Here is a 23,581-nt window from a genome sequence, read left to right as displayed (position 1 = left end):
GTTGCGATGGAGAAGACCCACAGAAGGCTGAACACCATTTTCGCCCTCATCGTGCTGGGCATCACCATGGCCACCTATCTTTACATTCTTTCACCCACGGTGAGCTTCTGGGACTGCGGCGAATACGCCGCCTCCTGCCACACGCTCGAGATCCCGCACCCGACGGGGAACCCGCTCTACATCATGATCGGCCGCGTCGTTTCGGCCTCGTTATTCTTTGTCAAGGACTTCGCCTACCGTCTCAACCTCCTCACCGTGGCGATGGACGCCGTCATCGTCATGTTCATCTACCTCATCATCGTGCGCGCGCTGGTGGGGTTCATGGGCATTCCCGACACGCGGTGGAAACGGGTCACCATCTACGTGGGCGCGGTGATGGGGGCCCTGTTCGCGGCGCTCGGCCGGACCATGCTTTTCGACTCGGTGGAAGCGGAGGTAAACGGCCCGCAGCTGCTGCCGATCGTGATCAACGCCTGGCTGCTGCTGGTATGGGCGCAAAGCAAGGACCCCAAACGCGACCGGCTGCTCCTCCTTACCACCTACCTGGCGTTTCTGGGCATCGGCATCCACATGTATTCGGGCACCGTTCTGGCGCCCATGGCGCTGTTCGTGGCGCTCGTTGACAAACAGAAACTCCGCGACTGGCGGTTGTGGACGACGGCCGCGGCGTGCGGTGTCATCATGTACGACAACGCCCTCTATTACATGTGCGGCGCGGCCGCCGTGGCGGTGATGGGCCTGGGCGCGCTCGTGAGCCGGCAGAACAAGGCCACGTGGGCGTTCTGTTTCTGGCTTGCCCTTTTGTCAATTGTCGGGTTTTCCTGCTACCTGTACATCCCGGTGCGGTCGGCGCTCAACCCCATGATCGACGAGAACCATCCCGCAACCCTGCAGGCCTTCAACGATTACCTTGAGCGCAAGCAGTATGGGTCAGAAACCATGGTCCAGCGCATGTTCTGGCGCCGCGGCACGTGGGCGCACCAGTTCGGCATCGAGGGAAACATGGGGTTCGGCGGGCATTTCATCACCCAGTTTTTCCATTTCTCGGACCTCGACACCCAGAACGACGGACAGGGAAAGCCCTACATCCTCACCAAAAACGGCGCCGCGGCCGGGGCGGGGAAAATGCTTGCGTATTTGCTGCCCGTCGGTTTCATCCTTTTTGGTTTTTATTATCTGTATAAAAAAAACCGGAATGCCGCCGTGCTGCTCATGGCGCTGGAACTCATGACCACCGTCATCCTCACGCTGTACATGAATTTCGCGGACGGGACAAAGGCCGAGCAGCGCGACTACATCGCGTGGTCGCAGCACGGCAAGCAGGGCCCCATGCCCGTGGTGCACCGCGAGGTGCGCGTCCGAGATTATTTCTGGGCCGGCGGATTTTTGTTCCAGGGAATGTGGCTCGGCCTTTCGGCGGGCTGCCTCATGTATGTTATGTTTACAAACAGGAGAAAGTTCGTCCGCACCGCCGCGGCGCCGGTGTGCGCGGTGCTGTTCGCGGTGTCGCCCGCGCTGCCCTTTTCGCAGAACGTAAACGACCAGAGCCGCCGCGGCAACCACGTGCCCTTCGATTACGCCTACAACCTTCTCATGACCTGCGACAGGGAGGGCATCCTCATCACGAACGGCGACAACGACACGTTCCCGCTGTGGGCCCTGCAGGAGGCGTTCGGCATCCGCAGGGATGTCCGTATTGTCAATTTGAGCCTGGTCAACACCGACTGGTTCATCAAGCAGCTCAAGGACCTCGACCCCAAGGTACCCATCTCCTACAGCGACTCCCAGATCGAGGGGCTCATCCACGAGGCAAACCCGTTCGCCGAGCCCACGCCGTATGTCATGCCCAACGCGGGCATAAACATCGTGATTCCGGGGCGGCAGCGGCAGCCGGTGCTGCGCGTGCAGGACAAGATGGTGCTCAACATCGTGGACTCGAACCGGTGGCGCAGGCCCATCTATTTCGCCGCCACCGTGTCGGAGGACAACTTCATGGGCCTCGGCCCGTACCTGCAGATGCAGGGGCTCGCGTACCGCATCATGCCCGTGGTGGTGCCGCAGGACAGGCTGATCGACATCGACAAGACCGTGTACCTCCTCGACCATGTCTACCGCTTCAGCGGCCTCGGCGACGGCACGTCGCACCTTGAGCAGACGTCGCGCAAGCTGCTTTCCAATTACGCCGCCTGCTACCTCCAGCTGGCGCTCGCGCTCCGCAAGCCGCTCATGGACCTGCACGACGAGGTCGACTCGCTGCAGAGGCAGCTTGCCGGCCCGACGAAACAGGCCTCTCCCGAACAGGAGGCGCTCCTGGCCTCGAAGCGCGCGGAGTACGGGGAGAAGGTCGACCTCGCCGTCTCCACGATGGACCGGTGCGTGGCGATGATGCCCTGGGACTGGCGGCCGCGCATGCTGCGCCACGAGTTCCTCACCGACCACAACCGCGCCGCCGAGGCCGAGAAGCGCGCGCGCGAGGCGCTCTCGATCGATTCCGGCAATATCGAATATGTCAAGATGCTCGCGCAGGCGCTCGACCTCGAGGGCAAGCGCAGGGAAGCCGGCGTCCTGTTCAAGGAGATCGTCGAGCGCGACCCCGACCCGTGGAACGAATGCGTGTCGCTCTCCCGGATATACGAGGAGGAGGGCGAGTACGACAGCGCGCTCACGGTCATCGAGACGTTCGCGGCGTCGCATCCGGGCGACAAGCGGGCGGCCGAGCTCTCGGCGCGGCTTCAGCGGCTCGTACGGTCGCCGCTGCCCGGGCCGGGGGCGCAGGATACGGGGAGGTTCCGCTGACGGCACGGCCGAAGCGATGATCAAGAGAAGATTTGGGTGATTAAGACGGCGGCGCTCGGGGTAACGGGCGCCGTTTTTTTTATTTGTAAATACCTGCTTAACATGGAATAATTGAACATAATGTGGTGGGGGAAGTTTCCCGCTGGCCCCCGGCTTCCGCCTCGTCCCCAATGTAAAGCAAAAAAGTGCAGCGGGGATGCGGCGGTGATATTATAGCCGACACGGGTTACTTCAGGAATATCTTTTTGCCTTCTCTGTGTCTCTGCGGTAAAATTTTTGTTTTTACTTTCTTGGCCCTCGGTGGTGTCTGGCTGCTGATGCGTTTAATTTTGACAAGGGGTTGACAAATGCGGTAGTTGACTGATTGCCGCGCGCCAGGCAGGACCGGATGCCGCGCCGGGGTGCCCTGATTTTAAGTAGCATTCTTTGGGATTTGGGGTATCGACAACCCCCGTTTATCAATTTCCTGTTTTGTAAATTACGCTCGTCTGGTTCACATTGTGCTTCGGGTTCAAGAAATATAAAAGCGCGTCGGCGATGCTCGGCGATACCGTGGTCTCGTAGGAAAGGCCGGGCAGCAGCGGCTCTAGGCGCTTGACCCGTTTGTCAAGGTTGTTTTTGGTGAGGAACACCACGCGGTTGGGCATGATGCCGCCGCGCGATTCGATCTGCGGCCGCAGCGAGTCCACGCCCGCCGTCGCCGTGACGTAATAGAGGGGGACCTGGTTCCTGCCCAGGTAGAACAGCGGCATCTGGGGCGCGGCGGCGTCGGTGGTCTCGATGAGCACGGCGCGAAGGCCGGGCTCGCGGGAAAGAAACGAGAGGGTCTCCACGCGGGACTTTTTGGAATAGGTGAAGGTGGCGAGCAGGAGCAGGAGTGTATTGACAAACCAGAACCACGCCCACAACCCCCGCATCAACGGCCTGCCGGGGGACCAGAACCGCGAGCGTTCGGCGAATTCCTGCCATCCGATCACGCAGCCCATCACGATGAAGGGAAGAACGGGAAGAATGAACCGTTCCTGCTTGTTTGGGAAAAACGAGTGCAGGAGGAAAAAGGCAAGGGCGGGCCAAAAGATGAGCGCATGTTTTTTCCAGGTCCTGCAGAACCCATACAATAAAAGGAGGCTCGTTGGCGGAATGAGAACGCCGAGGGTCAGCCCGAAATATTGGTAGACGGGCCCGGTGGTATAGGCATAGGCGGCGGATTTGTTGTAGAAGAAATAGTTCCAGAACGAAATGAACGGCGCGCCGTAGCCGGCCCAGTCGGGAACCCCCAGAAAGCAGAACGCGGACAGGAACAGTCCAAGGGCAAATATCGCGGCGGGTTTGATTTCCTTCCTGACAAGCAGAACGAGGATGATTGTTCCTGCCATTGAAAGGGTCTGGAACCGGATGGCGAAGGCCAGGCCATAGAATGCGCCCGAGAGCAGGAGCACCCGAGCGCGGCCACGGCTTTGATCCTTCACCAGCAGATACGTTCCGATCACCAGCGGCGGCACGCACACGAATTCGACCAGGTTGCGCACCGCCATGAATGGAAACGGCCATAAAATCGCCAGCAGAAGGCCGGCGAGCCTTGCCTTGTTTTCGTCCGAAACGACCAGAACGGTCTTGTACCCGAAGTAGACGGTGAGCAGGGAATAGAGCGCGTGGAAAAACCTGACCGCGTACATTTTCGCCTGGGGATCGAAGATCCCGAATTTCTGCAGCAGGCCGAAGAGCAGGAAGTGCAGCCACGGGTACAACGGGCTCAGCCATCCCTGCCCGGGGCCGTAGGGGTGTTCCGTTCCGTCAAGCCAGCGCTGGGCAAGGTCGATGACGCCGAAATGGTCGTCGTGCATGCCGTAGCCCTTGGCAAAAACGAACGCGAAAAGCCGGAAGAGGATCGCGAGGAGCATGATGACCGCGAGGGGGGATTTCCGCCAGGTCGACGACAGCGCGGCCACGGCGGGCTTCATACCGCGGCGGCCCTTTCGTCGAACAGCGTTTCCCGCTTGAAAAACACCCGTTCTTTTTCCGCATTGTCAAACGCCGCGGCGCTCCCCAGCACCGTGACCGCGAAGGAGGGATTGTCAAGGAGCATCCGCGCGGTTTTTTGCATGCTTTGGGGCGAGGCCGACAGCACGGCGTCGCGTAGTGCCTGGCGGAACTCCCTGGTGCGGCCGCACAGAAGCGCCACGGTCTCCCCGAACCCCTGCTGATGCGGCGTGTGCGGCGCGTCGATGCGGCCGATGGTGCTGATGACGCTCTGCTCGACCGCGTCGGCCGCGAGCCCCGCCGCGGCCTGCTGCAGGCCCTTCTCGAAATGTTCGAGGGTGCGTCCAAGGTTGGGGTCGCGGTACGACGCGCATTCGAACACCGGGTGGCCGGCCGACACCATTGCCATGCCGCCGTAGGCGCCGCCCTCGACGCGCACCTTGTCCCACAGATACCCCGACGAAAGGTTCCTGGCGAGCAGAAGGAAATCGCCCGCGTCGGCGGCCGTGGACGGGCCGAGCTTCCAGGCCTTTGCCACGAAATTGACCGAAGAGCTGATCTCGATCCCCGTGTAACCGGTCTGTTCGGCGTGCGTGATGGCCGCGGGGGACACCGTGACAATCGGCAGCGAGGCCATGCATCGTTCGATGCCCGGCGCAAGAACATCCGGAGTGCCGGCGGTGACGGACACGGTGCAGGCGGCCCGGTTCACGATGAGCTTGTGCAATGCGAGCATTTTTTCGGCCACCGCCGCGGGGTCGTCCTGTTTGACAAGCCTGTCCAGGAAACGCAGTTGCGCAACGCCGCCGAGAAGCTCGTCGACATGCCGGGAGCGGGCAAGCTGCGCGCCGGCATGCGTCGCGGCGAAGAGGTGGCCGTTGGCGATGATCGCGGCGTTGAGGTCGTTTCGCGCCTCAAACAGAATGTCGCGGATCTGCTTGGCGTTTGAAAGGTCGGGCGCCGTGAGCAGGTCGCGTACGATGCCGAGCATTTCATCGCCGCGCTCCTCGAGCGCCTTCGCGTGCAAGAACAGTTTGAACACGAGGTCGTCCCCGGTGCCGGCCGCGGTCTCGCACAGCATGGAGCCGCTCACGCCGCCGGTCGAGAGCGAAAGCCGTTTTGACATTTCCTCATACGAAAGGCCGGCCGCGCCTGCCCGCGGCAAAAGCTCGGAATAGAGCGGCAGGTATAACAAAAGCCCGGGGGGCACCTGGCGGCAGTCGAACGCCAGGTCGAGATAAGCGATACCTGATGTAAAGATCGGATGAAAAATCGCCTCTGCGCCGCCGCAGCGCGTCCGCAGAGCGGGAACCTCGCGGTTCTTGAGCGGAAGGTCGGACTTGCGCAGCCTGGGCAGCGAGGCGAGCGCCTCGGGCGACTGCGGCTTTTTCTGTTCGGCCGCGAGGAGTGCCGTGGCTTCGGCCACGCGGCGCCGGTCCTCGGCCGTGAAGTCTTTGGTGAGCGCAAGCGCCTGCTCGCTGGTCTGCGTCTCGAGCCGTCTTCCCATTTCCGACGACGCCCGCACCGTGATGCGGAGATAATGCGGATTGCCAAGGAGCATGGTGCGGATTTTTCCTGCAAACCAGCCGGTGCCGCCGGCGCGTGCCTCGCGGATCACGGCCAGCGGCTTTTCAAACGCGAGGTGCGCGAGCGGGTCGCCGCCGTACAGCCAGGAGCGGTAGCACCGCTCGGCGAGGATGAGGTTGTAGGGAAAACGGCCCGCGTCGCTGATTTCGCGGAGCCGAAATTCGGTCTGGCGCACCACACCCTCGAGCAGCGCCTCGTCGAGGCCGGCCTCGGCCTGCTTTTTGAGCGTGCCGAGCACGAGCGATTCGATGGCGTCCGCGTGCTCGGGCCTGGTCTTGCGCAGGCCCACCGCAAAAATGCCGTGGACGAACTCGGTCTCAAACCCGCAGAGGTCGTCGAGGTCCTCGCCCAGGCCGCTGTCGATGAGCGCGCGCTTGAGCGGGCCGCTTTCGGTGCCCATGAGGTACTGGTATAGAATTCTGCCCACCAGTGAATCGACCGGGTCGGCGGAAAGCCCGAACTTCCAGGCGAGCGCCACCGTGGCGAAACCGTCGTCTTTTTCCGGGGCGGGCGCGTCGAGCACCGCCTTCCGCGGCGCATCCCAGGAAGGCTGCGGTGCGATCACGGCGTCGGGCGCGGTTTTATCGAACGCGGCAAGGTACTTTTTGTCAAGAAAGGAAAGCGTCTTTTCGGGAGGGAGACTGCCGTAAAGCACGATGAACGCGTTTGACGGATGATAATATTGCGCATGGAAGGCGCGGAACTGCCGGTAGGTGAGGCCGGTGATGTGCTCGGGCTCGCCGCCGCTCTCGAACCGGTAGGGCGTGTCCGGGAACAGAAGCGACACGGTCTTGCGCTCCACGTGGCTTGCGAAATCGGAAAAAACGCCCTTCATCTCGTTGTAGACGATGCCCTTGATGTCGATGGGGCCGTTTTCGCTTTCCGCCGCGAAGTGCCATCCCTCCTGGCAAAAGGTGTTCTCGGTGAGCAGGGGATGGAACACGGCGTCGCAGTACACGTCCACGAGGTTGAAGAAGTCCGCCTCCACCTGGCTTGACACAGGGTAAACGGTCTTGTCGGGATAGGTGAGCGCGTTGAGGAACGTCTGGAGCGATCCTTTCAGGAGCTCCTGGAACGGATCCTTGAGCGGGAACTTGCGCGATCCGCCGAGCACCGAGTGCTCCAGGATGTGCGGCACGCCGGTCGAATCGCTCACCGGCGTACGGAACGCGATGGAGAACAGGTTGTTGGGGTCGTCATTGCGCAAATGGAGCAGCCGCGCGCCGGTCTTTTCGTGGTAATACAGCGAAGCGGTGCAGCGCAGCTCGGGAATGTCTGTCGTCGATTCGAGGACGAAACCGGCGATGCGCTTCGGCGAAGTAATATCGGAATGAGGCATATTGTTTGTTCTTTCGGAAAATCACCACGGAGACACGAAGAGCACGGAGATACCGCACAGTGTTGGAGGTTAAAAGCGACAATACGTTCAACTTTCAACTTCCAACTTTAAACTGTTTTATTTTCTCCGTGCCTCCGTGTCTCTGTGGTTATCTTTATTATCTTTACTTTGTATAAAACAACAATTGAATCGCGTCCGCCTTCGACACCTTGTTGAGAAACGCCTTGAGCTGCTCGTGGCCGCCGGCCGGGATGACCGTGGTGAAATTCATGACCGCGGTGCGCTTATAATACAGCGTATTGCCTTTGCGCTTGAACTCGAGGCGGTACGAGCCGAACGGCGAATCCGCCGAGACATTGTCGGGCAGGCTGATGGGCCGCCACGCCGCCGGGTAGGTGAGCTCGCCCGACAATTCGCACGACGAAATATCGTACCATGCCCAGTACATGTCGATGGGGAAGGTGCGCTTTTCCTCCACCGGATATTCGTTCGGCTGGATATTGTCCGAAATCCGCAGGGGGAAAATCGCGGTGCTGCCGGAAAAGGTCACGGTGTTGCGCGCCGTGCACGCGTAGTTGTAGGTGAGCGTGTCGCCCACGGTGTTGAGGCCCTGCAGCGAGAACGTGTCGAGCGAGATGTCGGGATACTGCTGGGCAAGGCTCTGGTGCAGCGTGGCGTTGCGTTTCTCCTCGGAGAGGAACCGGTAGCTGTCGCGGAACGAGCCGGCGAAAACGCCGGTGCGCAGCGTGGCCGCCTTTTCCGTGAGCGTGCCCTTGTCGTCGAGCGCCGACGTGATGGCCCTTTTCCGCGCGCGTGCTTCCGGTTTGTCAATCGGCAGCAGGATGGTGCCCGTGGTGCCGGGCCTGATGACCAGCGCGAGCGCGCCCTGGTCTTGCCGCGGCAGGGTGGCAAGCGGCAGGTTGTTGTCGGTGCAGTCGAGGAAGCGGTCCTGCCCGGCGACGGTGTAGCAGAGGATGCAGTGGTTGAAATCCGGGCCCACGCAGGCGTGGCCGTCGAAATGCCGGATCTCGGTGTTCACGAGCACGAGGCACGACGGGATTCCCGCGCGGTCAAGCAGGCTCTTGCCGAGCGACGCCATGTCCTTGCAGTCGCCGATCTTCGTGGCGAGAACGTCGTGCGCGTCCTGGGGGATCCAGCCCGACTGCCTGAACGGCACGTAGCTGTAGCGGATGTTGCCCGTGACATACTCGTGGACCTTCTCCACCTTCGCAAGCTCCGTTGCGCACCCGGCGAACAGCGAATCGGCGAGCGCCTTGAGCTCCAGCGTGTTGTCCTGCTTACGGCGCGTGAGGTCGTCGTACCATTTCACGATGTCGGCCCACCCGGAAAAGGTGGAGTAATTCACTTTTTCCTTGGCCGGCCAGTCTGTGGCGGTGAAGGTCTCGTCGAGCGCGTTTTTATACGCGGGTCGCAAGAAACGGGTGACGCGGTAGTCGCCGGCCGTGGAGGTGCTTACCAAAATGGAATCGCCGAACACGTGATAGGGGATGGTGTCGTTTGCCGGCATGATGAGCCGCAGCCTCGTGTCGAACGCCGGGTGGCTTCTGTCGAACTCCTGGCTGCCGTGCACCTGGCCGGCCATGTCGCCGGTGTAGAAGTTCTTGAGCGACCATTCAAGCACGATGCAGTCGCCGGGCTGCAGCGATTTGAACACGACCTTCCCTTCGTGGACGTCGGCCTGCACCTGCGAACCGTTGGCCCGGTACGACAGGGCGCGGACGACGTGCATGACCTGGAAATAGCTGTTGTACTCGATGTCGCGTTCCTTCCATGCGTCAATCGCCTTCTGGGTGCCCAGATACACCACGAGAAAGTGCCGCTCGCGGGAACAGCGGCTCGGATAATAGAACACATCCTTTGTTCGCGACAAAACGGCGCCGTTTTCATGCGAGCGGTAGGGCCATTGTTCGCTGGCCCTGACCAGGCTGTCGACCGGCGGCAGCGGGGCAAGCGATTCGAGCGGCGGTTTGCCGTCGAGGCCGCGCAGGTTGTCCCACGCGTTGAAATCGTCGCTCGTGAAATCTATCGCATCGGTAAAGGCCTGTTTGGCCTCCTGCTTGTTGCCCAGCGAGAGCGCGATGTTGCCCCTGAGGTTCAAGGCGTCGGCGTCCGCCGGCATCACGGCAAGGCACCGTTCGATGTTCTCATGCGCCGCGGAGAAATTTTTGGCGGTGTAATTGAGGCTTGCGAGAAGGTAATACATGCTTGCGTTGTGGGGGGAATATTTCAGGCTTTCCTGGATGATGTCGGCGACCTTCCCCATGTCGCCCTGCTTGAGCGCGAGTGTGGCGAGCGTCTTGTACATGAGCGTGCTTGTGTGCTGGTGCGCAAGAAAGTCCCTGATGAGCGTTTCCGCCTTTTTGACCTGCCCGTCCTGCACGTACACGCCGGCCAGCACCATGAGCGCGGTCTGGTTGAGCGCGTATTTTTGTTCAATGTCGGCGACAATCTTGAGCACGTCCGCCTTGTTTTCAAGCTGGTAATTGGCGTAGAGCTCCGCCACCAGCGCCGAAAGCGACGAGCGGAACACCGCGGGCGACGAGGCGATGAAGTCCAGCACCTTGCGTGGCTCGGACGTCTGCTGCATGATCTGCATTTCGTTTTGCCAGCCCGCTTCATTGAGCGGGCAGAGGGTGTACGCCGTTTTTATTTCGGTTTCGCCGTCGGTGTATTTCTTCGAGCGCGTGAGCGATTCGCTGTAGAGCTGGTGCCACAGGCTGCTTTTGGGGAATTTGGCGAGGAAGCTTTTGGCAAGCACCTGGCCCTCGTCGAATTTCTCCATGCCGTTGTAGGCGAGCATGAGCGAAAGCGCCGCGTCCATGTCGCCGGGATTTTTCGCGAGCCGTGCGGAGAGCGCGCCCGTCACGGTGTCGATCAGGGGCGACGGCGCCAGGCGGGAGACAACGGTTTTCTGCTGCGCCGGCGCGGCAGGGACCGTGGAATAGGAAATATTTTTAAGCGGGGAGTAGCCTTTGTCGAGAAACCGCACAAAGAAATTGGAAAGCCTTGTCTCGCCGGAAAGCCGGCTGCTCCATTCGTGGCAGAGCTTTACAAGAAGTGAATTCGCCCCCTTGCAGAGCGTCACCCGCTGCATGAACGCGTCGGCGCCGGTGTTGCGGTACACCGAATCGGCGCATACGCACACGCCGTTGAGGAAAATTTTAAAAGACCCCGACGCGCCGAACGCAAGAATGGCCTCCCGCGCCTCGTCGCACTCCACGGTGCTGTAATAGTATAGCACCGCGTTGCGCGATTCGCAGTGGTGCTCGGTGAAGATCCAGCCCGTGGGCGCCGTGTTGTCAAGCGGGTTCCACTTTGCCTTGTTCCCGTCCTTGGCCGGATACACTTTTGCCAGGTTGATTTCGGTTTCCGGCGGATACACCTTGTTGTAACCCGAATTCGAAATGTTGTCGAACGGCCCGATGAACATCCACTTGCGGATCGCGCCCATGCCGTCCACCAGGCGGTTCGCGGCATTGACGTCGCCGTCGTTCGCGTAACGCTCGGCGAGCAGATCAATGAATTCGCCGGAAAAAATCGATGGCTTTTTCACCAGGTCGCTCATCAGGCGGTAGCCCTCCTTGATCTGGCTGCCCGTGGCGAAACGGCCGAACACGTAGGTGTTGAGAACGCCCGCCGAAAACATGAGCACGTTATTGTCGTTCTGGCACGCCTGAAAATAATAACGCGCGTCGTCCTCCTCCTGGCCGAGGAAACGCGCGATGTGCGAAAGCCCGCGGAACGCCTCGCCGCGCACGGTTTTGTCCTTGTCTGTTGTGTTTTTTAAAAACAGTTCCTTTGCTTCCATGGGCTTATTATCAATAAGCAAGGACCATGCCTGGCCGTTAGGGTTGGCAAAAGAGGGAACATTCAACTGCAAGATTGCAAAAAAGGAAAGTAATTGAAGAAAACAGCATTTTTTAATCGAGATAGGATTTTTCATGGCGCCTCGGCGATATGTCTATTATGGAAAAGTGCGATTGATAAGATACAATATCCCAGGCCGATTTTGTGGAAAAAACGGAGCGGTTCATTCGGAACGAAGGCGTCCTTGATAAGAGGTGAAACAACATGTCCCTGATATATATTTCTTACGTCTCTATCGCTTCGATGGGCGCTTCTGGAACTTGTTGACTAATTAGAACTTTATCGCCGCGGTAGGGGCGACTGGAGGCCGCGCTGGAGCGCGGTGCTGCCCGGCCCTCGCCGGCAGGCATACAGGGGCCGTGGCAGCCCGAGCCGAAGGCGAGACCGAAAGGAGAACCGACCCCGCCTCGTGCGGTTGCGCGAGGCGGGGGAACGCCCAGATTAATCAAGATAAAATGAAGGGGAATTACATATGCCTAAGTACCAAAAATCAAGCAAGCTTGACAACGTGCTGTACGACATCCGCGGGCCGGTGCCGCGCGAGGCGAAGCGCATGGAAGAGGAAGAAGGGCTGCAGATCATCAAGCTCAACATCGGCAACCCGGCGCCGTTCGGGCTCATGGCGCCCGACGAGATCATCCATGACATGATCCGCAACCTTCCCGCAACCGAGGGCTACTGCTACGAAAAGGGGCTGTTTTCCGCGCGCAAGGCCATCATGCAGTATTACCAGGAGAAGCGCGTGCCGGGCGTCGACGTTGAAGACGTTTACACGGGCAACGGCGTGAGCGAGCTCGCGGTCATGGTCATGCAGGGCCTGTGCAACAACGGCACCGAGGTGCTCGTGCCCGCGCCCGATTACCCGCTGTGGACCGCCGCCGTCAACCTGTCGGGCGGCAAACCAGTTCATTATTTGTGCGACGAGGAATCGGGCTGGCTGCCGGACCTTGTTGACATACGGAAAAAGCTGACGCAAAACACCAAGGCCATCGTGGTGATCAACCCGAACAACCCGACCGGCGCGCTGTACCCGAAGGACGTGCTGCAGAAAATCGTCGACATCGCGCGCGAGCGCGGGCTCATCGTGATCAGCGACGAGATCTACGACAAGATCCTCTACGACGGCAACGAGTTCACCTCGCTCGCCACGCTCGCCGACGACGTGCTGTTCATCACCATGAGCGGGCTTTCAAAGACCCACCGCATCGCGGGGTTCCGCGCCGGCTGGATGGTGGTGTCGGGCAACAAGAAGGACGCGGCCGATTTCATCGAAGGGCTCGACATGCTCGCGTCCATGCGGCTGTGCAGCAACGTTCCGGCGCAGTCCATCATCCAGACCGCGCTGGGCGGCTACCAGAGCATCCGGGACCTCGTGGCGCCCGGCGGACGGCTGTTCGCCCAGCGCGACGCCTGCTGCAACGCGCTGGCGAAGATCCCGGGAATATCGTTTGTAAAGCCCAAGGCCGCGTTCTACGTGTTCCCGAAGCTCGAGGTGAAGAAGTTCAACATCAAAGACGACATGCAATTCGCCTACGACCTGCTTCGCGAGCAGAAGGTGCTCATCGTGCACGGCAGCGGGTTCAACTGGCCCATGCCCGACCATTTCAGGATCGTTTTTCTTCCCGCCGTGGATGAGTTGACAATTGCGATGGATAGGTTGGGGAAATTCCTTGCGGATTATAAGCAGCAAGCGTAAGGCAAGTCCACCCCGTCTTATAACCAGCTTAATGATCATGGCGCCTGCCGGTCACGGCACCGGTTCTATCCCTTCGGCTCGGGCCGCCACGGCGCTAGGTTTTGTTGGGGTGGTTCGCGTACCTCCCCAACAAGACGGCGTCCGGGCAGCACCGCGCTCCAGCGACGGCCTCCGCTCTCGCCCCTGGCGCGGAACATCCTCCTTTTCTTTGCAAACTCATCAACCGACTTTCGGCACATGTTCAAGGCTTCCATACGATGTGCTCTTCGTTCTTTGTGGTGGAGTTTTTCTTGCCTTTCCATAACAATCGCCGATGCCGTATTTTAATTTAATATGTGATCCTCGTCACTGCCGCGACGCACGCCTAAAAATTAGATTTTACTTGGAAAAAAGATCTGCCCGATAGGCAGGTCATACGGTCGTCAGACGAGTTGCGCCAATCGGATGTGTCAATGTATTTCAAGGTCGTGCCCCCGCGAAGATAAGTGGTATAAGTAAAGTGACGTTTTGTTTCTAAATGTCACAGGATTTCGGTTGGAGCCGCTTCTGATTGGATAGAATCGGTAGCTTCTCGACGCGCCAGGCAGGATATCATGGATTCTCAGTTTACCAAACACACCGACCAGAAACACCGCATCAAGCTCGAGTCGCAGATTATCTACGCGCTCTGGATGTGCAGGCGCGCCTGGGCCGGCGCGGACGCGCCGTTCGAGGTGCGCACCGCGCTCGTGGGCGAAGGCGCGGAAATAAAAATCAAGCTCAAGAACGGTTCCGGAAAGACGCTCGAAAAAAAGTCCGACAAGATATTCGCCAACCGCTACCGCGGCGCAATCGCCGTGCCGTCAAAGGTGGACGCCAACGACATGCTCCTGCTCGAGGTGGAGCTTTCCAAGCACGGGCTTTCCATCGAATCCAACCAGGTCCCGGCGGGCCCGCCCGTCCAGGTGGAAAGCATGGAATGGGACCGCACGGAAGTCCGCCGCGGCGACGTTGTCAAACTCAAGGCCAGGTTCAAGGACCTGCCCGACAACACCGAGGCGCTCATCGCCATTTACGAATACGACAAAGACGGCAACCACGATCCGGTATGCACCATTCCAACCGAAATAAACGGAAGCACAATGGAGCTTTCGTGGGAATTCGTTTATGGCGACGCAGGCGCGATCCCGACCGAGGCGGAGGTAAAGCCGTACAACAACAAATACCGGCACCCGGAATATTTTTTCGTGATCGTCATTGACGGAGTAAGAGTCGGGGTGAAGCAGGAAAGCGGGCTGCTGAGGTTCGTGGATTCGTTTGAAAAGATTTTGGTGGACGGGTATGGTCAGTTGATGAAAGATCATGAAGTTGAAATCTATCTGGCGGACGGGTCGACGAAAAAAGCGAAAACCGATGACGAGGGCAAATTGACCGTGAAGGACGTTCCGCCCGGGCCGGTGTATATAAATTATCAGCCTTCGAAAGAATGACAAAAGGGAAAAGGCATGTCTGAGAAATACGGCCATAATTATATAGTCCGGTCCGGCGATACGAATGATTCTATTGTCAAGCACTTCGTCATTCAAAATTGGGCAGAGATTTACAACCATCCTAATAATCAAAAGGTCAGGGAAAAATATGGTGCGTCCGATCAGATCAAGCCCGATGAAATCATATGGATACCCAGCCGCAATGTCCAACCCACAAAGACCGGTACCAGCCATGCGGTGCAGCAGCCGACGTGGCGGTTTTTCTTCAACGCGCATATGCATATACAGAGCAACAACTGCTGCCCGATGCCGCTGCAATGGGGAATCCTGACCAAGGCCATTCATGCGATACCTGTGCTGAATCTTTTTATACAAGAGCGATCGTGCAGCAGCCGAAAAAAAACAAACGAAATGGCGCGAGGGGTGATCGGCACCATTACCACGGGAAGGCTCGGGAAAATCGGGGTGCTGAGCACCGACCTTATCGCCGGAGTCTACAAGCATGACCTGAAAGACCAGGATATGCGCGAGGACATGGTCTGGGCCGTTATGGATGAGGAAGAGTATGAGGCATTAAAGAAAAGAAATAACGCCGCTGCACTAACCGAGGCGGGGAAAAAAGCAAAGCTCCGAAGTCTCGGCGCCGAAACCGATAAATCATTTAAAGATTCATTTTATATGCCAACCGAATATTATTACCATAACTGCCCGCTCACCATGTTCAACGCAGCGCTGCTCATGGATATGTCGCTGGCGCATTACTGGGGCCGGTGGAATATACCGGTCACCATTGACTGGGGCACACAGGCAGTCTATATCAACGACTGGTGCGCGGCGTATGTTTTACCGCCCGAAAAGGATGACACAGGATACGAGTGGGAGGCGCCCGAGCGGATAGAAGGGCATGTTATTGAGCCCACCGGATACAGCCCGCGTTACAGGCATATTTTTGCAAAGGCCACGAGAGACAAGGACTTTTCGCTGGAAAAAGCGTGGGAACAGTTCAATGCACGGCAACAAAAAAAGCCGGGAGCTGCGGTGAATTCCGACATGATTATAATGACTTTTAATTCTGAAAAAGATACGGATTTATGCGCCAAGGAATTTGTCCATATCATTGACCAAATTCCGGGTGGTACGGGCGTTTCGGAAGACGGTAAGCTCGAATCCAATGAAATAAAATGGTTTGAAGATTACAAATTGCAGAAAAAACTCAGCGAAGGCGCGGCAGTCAAGTATCCCCTGGAATTCTTTCTCTTTTATCATTACGATCCGCGGCGGCACTGCGGCGGCTTGGACGCCGAAGCGTATGCGGCCGACCAGGCAAAGGAAATAATCGCCAAACACGCTTTTTACCGTTACCAGCAATCGTTGCAGTCGGGACCGGACGAGCCAACGATGATGGTACCTGATGAAAAGTTGAATGACGGAAAAAATTGGGAAAAAATCTTAAAGAATACCATCATGACGAATAAAGAAGCTTTGGATTCATTGTTTTTTAATAATGAGTCCGGCATTTACTGGGGCGTGAAGACCTATCCCCGGCTGGGCTATGATCCCGGTGATTTTATCAAATATCCCCAGCTCAGAGAATTCTATCAGGAGTGCGGCAGTGACGTGCCCATCATGACCCATTGCTCGCGCGGCGGCATGGCGGGCGCGGACTATTATTGTTATGCCAAATACGACCAATCCGCTCCAGGTCTTATTGGTAAAGAAAAAGAGCGTTACGATGCGATTAGCGCAGACCCGAGCAGCCTGGAGCGCACCGAATACTGGTTTACGGACACATTTGCTGCGCCCGCCAACTGGGAAAAAGTTATGAACCAATTCCCCAGTCTTCGTCTTTGCCTTGCTCATTTCGGGGGATACGATACTTGGTGCCAGGTGGGAGTATTTGAGGACATCGAAGCGCTATATCCGGTAAATCCCGGTATTTTTCCAAAAGGCGAGGCAATAGAGAAGACCGCTGAAAACGAGAAAATGCGCGCGACCTTGTACCATGCCTGGATAAAAAAAATAGCGGAGCTTGCCGACAGCAAGGAAAACCTCTATACCGATCTTTCCTATTTTCATTTAGGAAGCGACCTCTATGCATCGGACATACGGCTTAAAAACAGGGAAACCGATGTGGACCTGCTTGACATGGAAGCGCAATATTCAATGATCGACTGTAAGAAACTCGTGGCAAAGAACATCGTTTACCTGCTCGGCAAATTCACCAATTTGAAAAAGAAGATCATCATCGGCACCGATTGGTACATGATAGAGCGGGAAAACCAGAAGGGCGTGGGCGATATTTTAAGGAACCTGTTCATTGTCATGGAAATGGTGAGTGAAAAGGTGGGGTATGACGCGTGGCACCAGTTCGCGGTGGTGAATCCGATGAGGTATTTGGGGGTGGGGAAGGAGGATGATAAGGGGGAGAAGATGGTGATTGGGAAGGAGAGGTTGGAGAAGTATGGGGAAGTTTTACAAAATAAATTTATAGAAAAAAAATGGGTTGAGGATAGCAGGATTAATACTGTAAAATCGCATGTAAAAGATCAGGTTACTAAAATGATTGAAAGGGTTTCTTCTTTTCCTTCTGTACCCTTGAAAAGAGAATCGAATAAATAGCAAATAAGAAGTGGTTAGGTTACTTAAGAAATTAAATGAAAAATTTACTTTTTATCTGTTCCATATTAATAATTTGTTCACAATCACATGCATTTGTTATGAAAAAGTATAAAGAAAAAGGGAACTCATTTATGAATGGTCAAATTACTCCAATTGAATTAAAGGTGAAAGATGGATTGACTGCAACAGCTTCTTTGAAACAAAATAACAAATTTGCTTGCATAACAAATAGCCTGACTTTCGCTTTTGCGTCGATAGATGAAAAATTACATGTCACATGCAAAATTATCGATGAAAATTCCCCAGGGAGTGCTTATGCAGGCGTCTTTGGCGCTGACGAAAGTGGCAGATTTATGTGGTGCAAGAGTGGTTTGAGAGAGGCGATAATGGTTGATTCGGAGTTAAAAAAGGTAATAAGGAAGATGGCTTCTTTTAATGGAAACACTTTCATCAATGCTTTTTTGTCTATTGTGGCCAAGGATAAATTTGTCTATTGCAGTGTAAATGAAGCAGAAGGCCCTCAGACGTTTTCCGTATTTGATTTTACACAAGATGACCCGGTCGCAAAAATAGAAAAGCTGTATTTTTGTTTTATTTTAAAAAAGCAAGAGGACAGTTGTTTGATTGTTTCGTATGACAAGAAAAATCAAAAAACTTGGAAAAATGCAGTACTCTTAAAAACGGATATTGCTTTTTTACCAGATGATGATCTTACAAAAGAGCTGACTGACAGACAATTCCAATACGGAGTTCATCAACGAGCGTTCAATTTCTTAAAAAATATCATTATAGGAGAAATGGCCATTGATAAATGGCCAGAGCCTTTCTCCGTCCGCTGGAATGCTGATAAAACTGACATTAAAATTGAGCCCATTATCCTTCAATGTCCCAAACCAGATGATTTCGCAGACAACTGGGAATTCTCCCTTGACGGTAAATGGTGCATCAACAAATGCATTCGTAACAGAGAAACCCCCAACGAATACCGCGCCATCGTCTTCTACCAAGTCAACGACTCCTTCCCCAACGGCCTGAGCATGCCCATTTACGGCGGCATCACTTCTGAAGAAAATAAAGGCTGTTTCATCAACCAAGATGTTTTGGGGCCGCTGTATCTGGACATCCCGCCGGACGGGAAGCCGGTGGTTTACAAATTGAACCAGATTCCGGAATTGCTGAAGAACTTGGCAAGATAATTTCTTGCAAATATAAAAATCCCCGCCTCACCCCGCGGGGATTTTTATTCCGCACAAACTATTTGTCAAGAAATATAATTCTTACTTACCGAAAATCCCCTTCAACTTTCCTTTTGCCGCATTCCCTATCTGGTCTTCCACCTTCTTAACGGTCTCCTGTTTTTTCTGCTCCACCGCCTGCTGCACCTCCTGCTTTTTTTGCTGAATCACCTGCTGCGCTCGCTGCTGCACCTGCTGCTGGGGCGTGGCAACGCGCTGGGTGCCGCCGGGGCTTCCCGCGCCGAATGAGAGCCCGGTTATTTTAGGGCTGCCCACCGGTCCGCCGAGGCCGAAGTTGAGCGTAACGCGGCCGTCCTTGTCGCGCGGGATGATGCTCGTTTGATCGAGCAGGCCCGACGCGCCGGCGAGCGAGGTGCGGCTCAGGACGCCCTTGAGCCCGCTTTTCACCGCGCCTTCCGCGCCGAGGATCACGGCAGAAAGGTTTTTGTTGAGCCTCGAGGAGACCGCCATGTCCATGAGCGCGTCGAACCCGACTTTTCCATGCGCGTTCCAGTCGGCGACGTCCGACATGATCTTGAGATTATCGAACTGTGCTGCGCCGCCGGCGAGCCTGACCGCGGCCGAGAGGTTCTGGATATTGATCGCGTCGAAATTTCCGAGCTTATTGGTCTTGGTAAACGAGGAAAACGAGCTCCCGATTACCTTCTGGACCGGCGCGCCCTGGATTTTTCCATTCGCCATCTGCGTGCCGATGTTGCCCGCGAGGCTTTTCATGAGCGCGTCGGTGGTGCCGCCGCTGCCGGTGATGCTGCTCTGCAGGTTGATGCGGCCGAACAGGCACTTGTTGATGCCCGAAAGCTCCTTGTTGAGCGGCGTGACCGGCTTGAGGTATCCGCCGAACTGCTGCATGAGGTCGTTGACCTCCACACTTTTCACCGTGAGCGTGTTCTTGACCACGACGTTCTTCGGGTTGCGCATGTCGGCGTTCAGCACGGTGCCGATGGTGCCGCCCGCGAACCCGGTGGTGAAGTCCACCAGCGCGACGTCGTTGATGACCTTTACTTTTGCGACAAGGCGGTCCATGGTGATGCCGTGGTAAATGATTTTGCCTGCCGTGACCAGGCCGTTGATGTCCGCGGGGATGGGAACGATGGGCAGCTCGCTTGAGCCGCCGCCCGTTTCGGGCGGCTCTGTTTTCGGCTCGGGCTTGGGCGGCGCCAGGATGTCGTCGGCGTTGAGATAGGGCGAGTTCATCTTGAAGTCAACGGTAGTGCGCGGGAATTTTTTGGTCTTGTCGGGAAGCAGCAGCGAGAGGAAATTCTTGATGGTGGTGTTCATGGTGAACGACGAGGAGCCGATGCGCACCGCCATGTTCTGTCCCACGGCAACGGTCGAGATGGTGAGCCCGCCCGAGATCTCGGCAGGCTTGATGAGCGGCGACCACACCATGCGCACGTTCTGGAGGTCGACATTCCCCTTCAGGTCGAGCTTGGTCGGGTCGGCCGGGTCGGCCTCGCCCCGCGCCTTGATGTCGGCGGTCACGCGTCCGTCAAGCATGGCGTCCTTGGGCAGCGCCACGATGTCTTTGACCTCGCCGAGCTTGATGTCGGCGAGCACGGCCGCGTCGACATACGGTTTCTTGAAATTGTTCACGGTCGCGTGGATGTCGATAGGGTTGGTGCCGAATTGCATTTTCATGGTTTTTATGGCAAGGCTGTTGTCGGTGAAGGCGATGTCCGCGTTCAGGCCGCTTATCGCCTGCGGCATTCCCGCGTATTTCATGGTGATGTCCTTGAGCTCGAGACGGCCCTGAAGGGGCAGCGGGCCCTTTGCCGCGAGCACGCCCTTGACCGCAAGGCCCAGGACAATCGCTCCGGTTGCCGAAACTTTTGTGACAAGGGGGACCAGTTCAACCGGCACTTCCTTGAGCGCGTCGGCGACGGAAATAGGGTCGGACGCCACCGCGAGGTCGAATTCGGGCGCTGGCGTCATGGCCTTGCTTACCGTTCCCTTTACTTCAAGGAAAATTTTCTGCAGCGACAGCCGAACCTTGTTCACCGTCACGGTGCCGCCCGCATCAACCAGGTTCGCCGCGACGTCGTGCGACAGGGTGATCTTCAGGTTGGAAAGCGGCTTTTTAATTTCCTTGGTCTTGACGGACACGTCGGTGAGCACAAGATCGCCGGAGGTCGTTATGTTTTTCAGTTCCTTGTCCATGGACACGGCCACGGTCTCGTTCATGTTCCCGATGATGACCTGGCTGCCCGATTTGCGGTCGTTGTAAACGATCTCTCCGTTTTCTATGGAGAGTTTTTTGAGCGTGACCGGCACCGGCAGCTGCGGCGGGCCCTGCGTCGTCGCCTCCGGCTTTTGTGTCGTGTCTTTTGCCAGCACCGCGAGGTCGTTGAAATTGAACGCGCCTTTGGCATCGGTCTCCACGCGGACCTGCGGCTTACGGATGAGAATCGAGGTTATCTCCGGATAGCCCTTGAAGATCGACATGAGTCCGATAGCGGCCGTGAATTTCTCCACCGAAACGAAAGGCTCGCCGGAAAATCCCTCGCGGCCCGTATTCGCCACCTCAAGGCCGGAAAGCGACACGCCGAGCCGCGGGAACAGGGTGATCCCCGCCTTCTGGAGCGTCACCTTCCTGCCGAGGGCCTTTTCCACCGGCGGCACGATGATGGCGGCAATCCTGTCGGGCGGAAACAGGATATACATCGCGGCAATGCCGCCGCCGATCAAAACGGCAATGACGATAAGAATGACGATGACGATGGTGAAGGGCGATTTTTTCATGCGGTTCCTCCTGCTTTACTTATGATTCCTGGTTTGCGTTTGTCATTCCCGCGAAAAGCGGGAATCCAAGCCAATAGTATTATGGAAGAAGATGGACTCCCGCTTTCGCGGGAGTGACAGAGAACCTGTGCTTTAAAATTTTTTAATGTCCTCTTTATTTTAATTTCTCTGCGTCCTTTGCGTCTTTGCGGTGATTTTTTTGACAAGCCAATAAAATTTACAACTTCGCCTTTATCGCCGCGTATTCGGCGGGATACGTCCATGTCGTGTCGTCGGGGGGCACATTGGCGGTCTTGCCGATGATGCGCTGCACCGCCGTGATGCGGTCCGCGGTGGCCGGGTGGTCGGAAAGCACCTCGTAAGGGCCGTTGCCGTCGGGATATTTCGCCATGAGCGTCTGGAAGAAGTGAATCATCCCGTACGCGTTGTACTGCGCCGCGGTCGAGTACTTGACGGCGCAGGAATCCGCCTGCGACTCGTCGTCGCGGCTGAACTTGAGGAAGACCATGTTTTCGCACGCCTGGGCCACGGCGTTGGCGATCGAGGTCGAGTCGCTGCCGAAAAGGATCGTGTTCACCAGGCCCACAGCCTCGGACTTCATGAGCTGTTTTGCGCCGTGCCGCATGGTGACATGCCCGATTTCGTGGGCAAGCACGCAGGCGACCTCGGCGGCGCTGTTGGCCGCCCTCAGGGTTCCCATATAGATGAAAATGTGGCCGCCCGGAATCGCGAACGCGTTTATGATGGTGTCATTGGCGATGATGTTGAATGTGAACGTGATGTTCGTCCTGTCCTTCTGGGCGGCCGCGAGCCTTTGCCCCATGGCATTAACATAGCCGATGACGCTGTCGTGCTGCAGAATGCCGGGTTTGTACTGGGGATAATCCACCGTGTCGGAAAGGATCTGCGCCTGGAACTTGTCGCCGAGCTCCACCTCCTGCTCGTCGGAGATGAAGAAATTGGTCAGCGTCTGGCAGTTGAAAAGAAAGGGAATGATGGACGCGGCAAGGATGGTTCGCTTGATTTTGGCCATACACGACGCTCCTGAAAAGTACCTGCACGACGCGGTCATTGTAAAAATCAATCCGATGCAGCCGCTAACGCAAATTTATTTGTGAATAAAAATAAGAAAGGCACCCCTATACCAAAGGTGCCTTGCGAATGATAATCCTTTGTCAAAAAACTAATATTTAACGGTAAGTACGGCAGTGCCGGACGTGCTGGCATCAAACGAAGTGATCTCAACCGCCGCGTAGGCATTCTGGTCGGTCTTCACAATAAGAACATCGCCCTGCTGGCACGAAACATTATCCGAAGCAGACGCGGCGTTAAAGAGAGATTGAATTTGTTGTTTGGTCGTTATGGATGCGAAGGCGGTGCCGGTCTCTTTGCAGATCTGTGTCGCGGCCGGATTCTGCCAGTTAGCAAAAGCATTGATGCCGCTGGAGTTCGCCGCGTACACCGGGTTGAATACCCTGAATGCAGACATAGAAGAAGAATAGGTCCCAACGATGTCAACACCGGAACCCGACGCGGTTGCGTCAGTGGCAAGCATAACATCCGGAGGATTGGCATCGAGGTCAACAGAGCTGCCATACTGAGAATTGCCGTATGAGCCGATGGTGACCGCATTGGTCGTTACCCCTGTTCCGGTGTTTCCGCCAACCGTAAAATCAAAGGACGCGTCGGCAGTCGCACTGGCAGTGGCTGAAATCTTCAGTTTGTAACTTCCCGCGGTCGCGTTGGCAGAGACGGTGATCCTGAGCTCGTTTGCCGCTGTGTTGTCGAAAGACATGGAGTTGGTGTTGGAAGCCGACGGCCCGGTTACCGTAATTGTGGACACTGCGCCGCCATTGGCATCGGTAACGGAATAACTGACCGAGGTGATCGCCTGGTCCGCCTTGATGGTGCCCTGGACATCCTTGAAGGTGCCGGCATTAATTGAACCAATCGCGGAAATCGTGATGGTCGGTGCGCCAATCGGATTGGTGAGTCCGCAGCCGCTCATCATTGCGGCAACCACACCCGCGCACACCAGTCCTAAAAACTTCTTCATACAACCTCCCTATTATGGTGAATAATTGAAAGTTTAATGGATGAGATTTTGTTATTGCGTTTTCAGAATCGAATTATGAATATATATACCATATTTGAAAAAAAAATACAAGTCTTTTTCAAGTTTTATAATTTATCAGTATGAAAATGCTGCTGG

The 23,581-nt window shown here is 56.6% G+C and carries 11 protein-coding genes; 5 read left to right on the top strand and 6 right to left on the bottom strand.

What is annotated here, in order from left to right; genetic code table 11:
• Positions 1 to 6: 6 nt before the first annotated feature.
• Entirely contained in the window at positions 7 to 2,796 is a 2,790-nt protein-coding gene (locus VLX68_13395; GenBank protein ID HUI93236.1) for a DUF2723 domain-containing protein, read from the top strand.
• A 458-nt stretch (positions 2,797 to 3,254) separates the two neighbouring features.
• Here the strand turns inward: VLX68_13395 and VLX68_13390 are convergent, their stop codons facing one another.
• From VLX68_13390 to VLX68_13380, 3 genes are all read right to left on the bottom strand, one after another.
• Positions 3,255 to 4,757 (bottom strand): glycosyltransferase family 39 protein, encoded by a 1,503-nt coding sequence (locus VLX68_13390; GenBank protein HUI93235.1) that lies wholly within the window; start codon positions 4,755 to 4,757, stop codon positions 3,255 to 3,257.
• Positions 4,754 to 7,702: an insulinase family protein gene (locus tag VLX68_13385; GenBank protein ID HUI93234.1), complete on the bottom strand. Its 2,949-nt coding sequence runs from the start codon at positions 7,700 to 7,702 to the stop codon at positions 4,754 to 4,756. Before VLX68_13385 ends, VLX68_13390 begins: the two co-directional genes overlap by 4 nt.
• Positions 7,703 to 7,865: 163 nt before the next feature.
• Entirely contained in the window at positions 7,866 to 11,666 is a 3,801-nt protein-coding gene (locus tag VLX68_13380) for a DUF3857 domain-containing protein (protein HUI93233.1), read from the bottom strand.
• 396 nt (positions 11,667 to 12,062) lie between these two features.
• Here VLX68_13380 and VLX68_13375 point away from each other — a divergent pair, with 396 nt between their 5' ends.
• The 4 genes from VLX68_13375 to VLX68_13360 all read left to right on the top strand — a co-directional run bounded on the left by VLX68_13375 (position 12,063) and on the right by VLX68_13360 (position 18,570).
• Positions 12,063 to 13,286, top strand: a complete 1,224-nt coding sequence (locus VLX68_13375) for a pyridoxal phosphate-dependent aminotransferase (GenBank protein ID HUI93232.1) — start codon at positions 12,063 to 12,065, stop codon at positions 13,284 to 13,286.
• A 593-nt stretch (positions 13,287 to 13,879) separates the two neighbouring features.
• The gene (locus VLX68_13370; GenBank protein HUI93231.1) at positions 13,880 to 14,755 is read left to right on the top strand and encodes a hypothetical protein; all 876 of its coding nucleotides are present in this window, start codon (positions 13,880 to 13,882) and stop codon (positions 14,753 to 14,755) included.
• Between the two features lie 15 nt (positions 14,756 to 14,770).
• The gene (locus VLX68_13365) at positions 14,771 to 17,374 is read left to right on the top strand and encodes a hypothetical protein (protein ID HUI93230.1); all 2,604 of its coding nucleotides are present in this window, start codon (positions 14,771 to 14,773) and stop codon (positions 17,372 to 17,374) included.
• Positions 17,375 to 17,472: 98 nt separating this feature from the next.
• Positions 17,473 to 18,570 (top strand): hypothetical protein, encoded by a 1,098-nt coding sequence (locus VLX68_13360; protein ID HUI93229.1) that lies wholly within the window; start codon positions 17,473 to 17,475, stop codon positions 18,568 to 18,570.
• An 81-nt stretch (positions 18,571 to 18,651) separates the two neighbouring features.
• Here the strand turns inward: VLX68_13360 and VLX68_13355 are convergent, their stop codons facing one another.
• From VLX68_13355 to VLX68_13345, 3 genes are all read right to left on the bottom strand, one after another.
• A complete protein-coding gene (locus tag VLX68_13355) occupies positions 18,652 to 21,369 on the bottom strand; it encodes an AsmA family protein (GenBank protein ID HUI93228.1) in 2,718 nt (905 codons plus the stop codon).
• A gap of 217 nt (positions 21,370 to 21,586) precedes the next feature.
• Positions 21,587 to 22,402 carry a M48 family metallopeptidase gene (locus VLX68_13350; GenBank protein ID HUI93227.1) on the bottom strand — a complete coding sequence of 272 codons (816 nt, stop codon included), beginning with the start codon at positions 22,400 to 22,402 and terminating at the stop codon, positions 21,587 to 21,589.
• Between the two features lie 150 nt (positions 22,403 to 22,552).
• Positions 22,553 to 23,425 carry a hypothetical protein gene (locus tag VLX68_13345; protein HUI93226.1) on the bottom strand — a complete coding sequence of 291 codons (873 nt, stop codon included), beginning with the start codon at positions 23,423 to 23,425 and terminating at the stop codon, positions 22,553 to 22,555.
• Positions 23,426 to 23,581 lie beyond the last annotated feature (156 nt).

The sequence above is a fragment of the Chitinivibrionales bacterium genome (assembly GCA_035516255.1).
In the GTDB taxonomy this organism is placed as follows: Bacteria; Fibrobacterota; Chitinivibrionia; order Chitinivibrionales; family FEN-1185; genus FEN-1185.
Note: the sequence above shows the minus strand (reverse complement) of the source record. Positions and strands in the feature narration are given on the sequence as shown.

Bases quoted from the DNA above. Each gene is read 5' to 3' on its own strand.
- VLX68_13345 (HUI93226.1), bottom strand. From the start codon at position 23,425: ATGAAGAAGTTTTTAGGACTGGTGTGCGCGGGTGTGGTTGCCGCAATG.
- VLX68_13385 (HUI93234.1), bottom strand. From the start codon at position 7,702: ATGCCTCATTCCGATATTACTTCGCCGAAGCGCATCGCCGGTTTCGTC.
- VLX68_13365 (HUI93230.1), top strand. From the start codon at position 14,771: ATGTCTGAGAAATACGGCCATAATTATATAGTCCGGTCCGGCGATACG.
- VLX68_13360 (HUI93229.1), top strand. From the start codon at position 17,473: ATGAAAAAGTATAAAGAAAAAGGGAACTCATTTATGAATGGTCAAATT.
- VLX68_13390 (HUI93235.1), bottom strand. From the start codon at position 4,757: ATGAAGCCCGCCGTGGCCGCGCTGTCGTCGACCTGGCGGAAATCCCCC.
- VLX68_13395 (HUI93236.1), top strand. From the start codon at position 7: ATGGAGAAGACCCACAGAAGGCTGAACACCATTTTCGCCCTCATCGTG.
- VLX68_13370 (HUI93231.1), top strand. From the start codon at position 13,880: ATGGATTCTCAGTTTACCAAACACACCGACCAGAAACACCGCATCAAG.
- VLX68_13375 (HUI93232.1), top strand. From the start codon at position 12,063: ATGCCTAAGTACCAAAAATCAAGCAAGCTTGACAACGTGCTGTACGAC.
- VLX68_13355 (HUI93228.1), bottom strand. From the start codon at position 21,369: ATGAAAAAATCGCCCTTCACCATCGTCATCGTCATTCTTATCGTCATT.
- VLX68_13380 (HUI93233.1), bottom strand. From the start codon at position 11,666: ATGAAAAATCCTATCTCGATTAAAAAATGCTGTTTTCTTCAATTACTT.
- VLX68_13350 (HUI93227.1), bottom strand. From the start codon at position 22,402: ATGGCCAAAATCAAGCGAACCATCCTTGCCGCGTCCATCATTCCCTTT.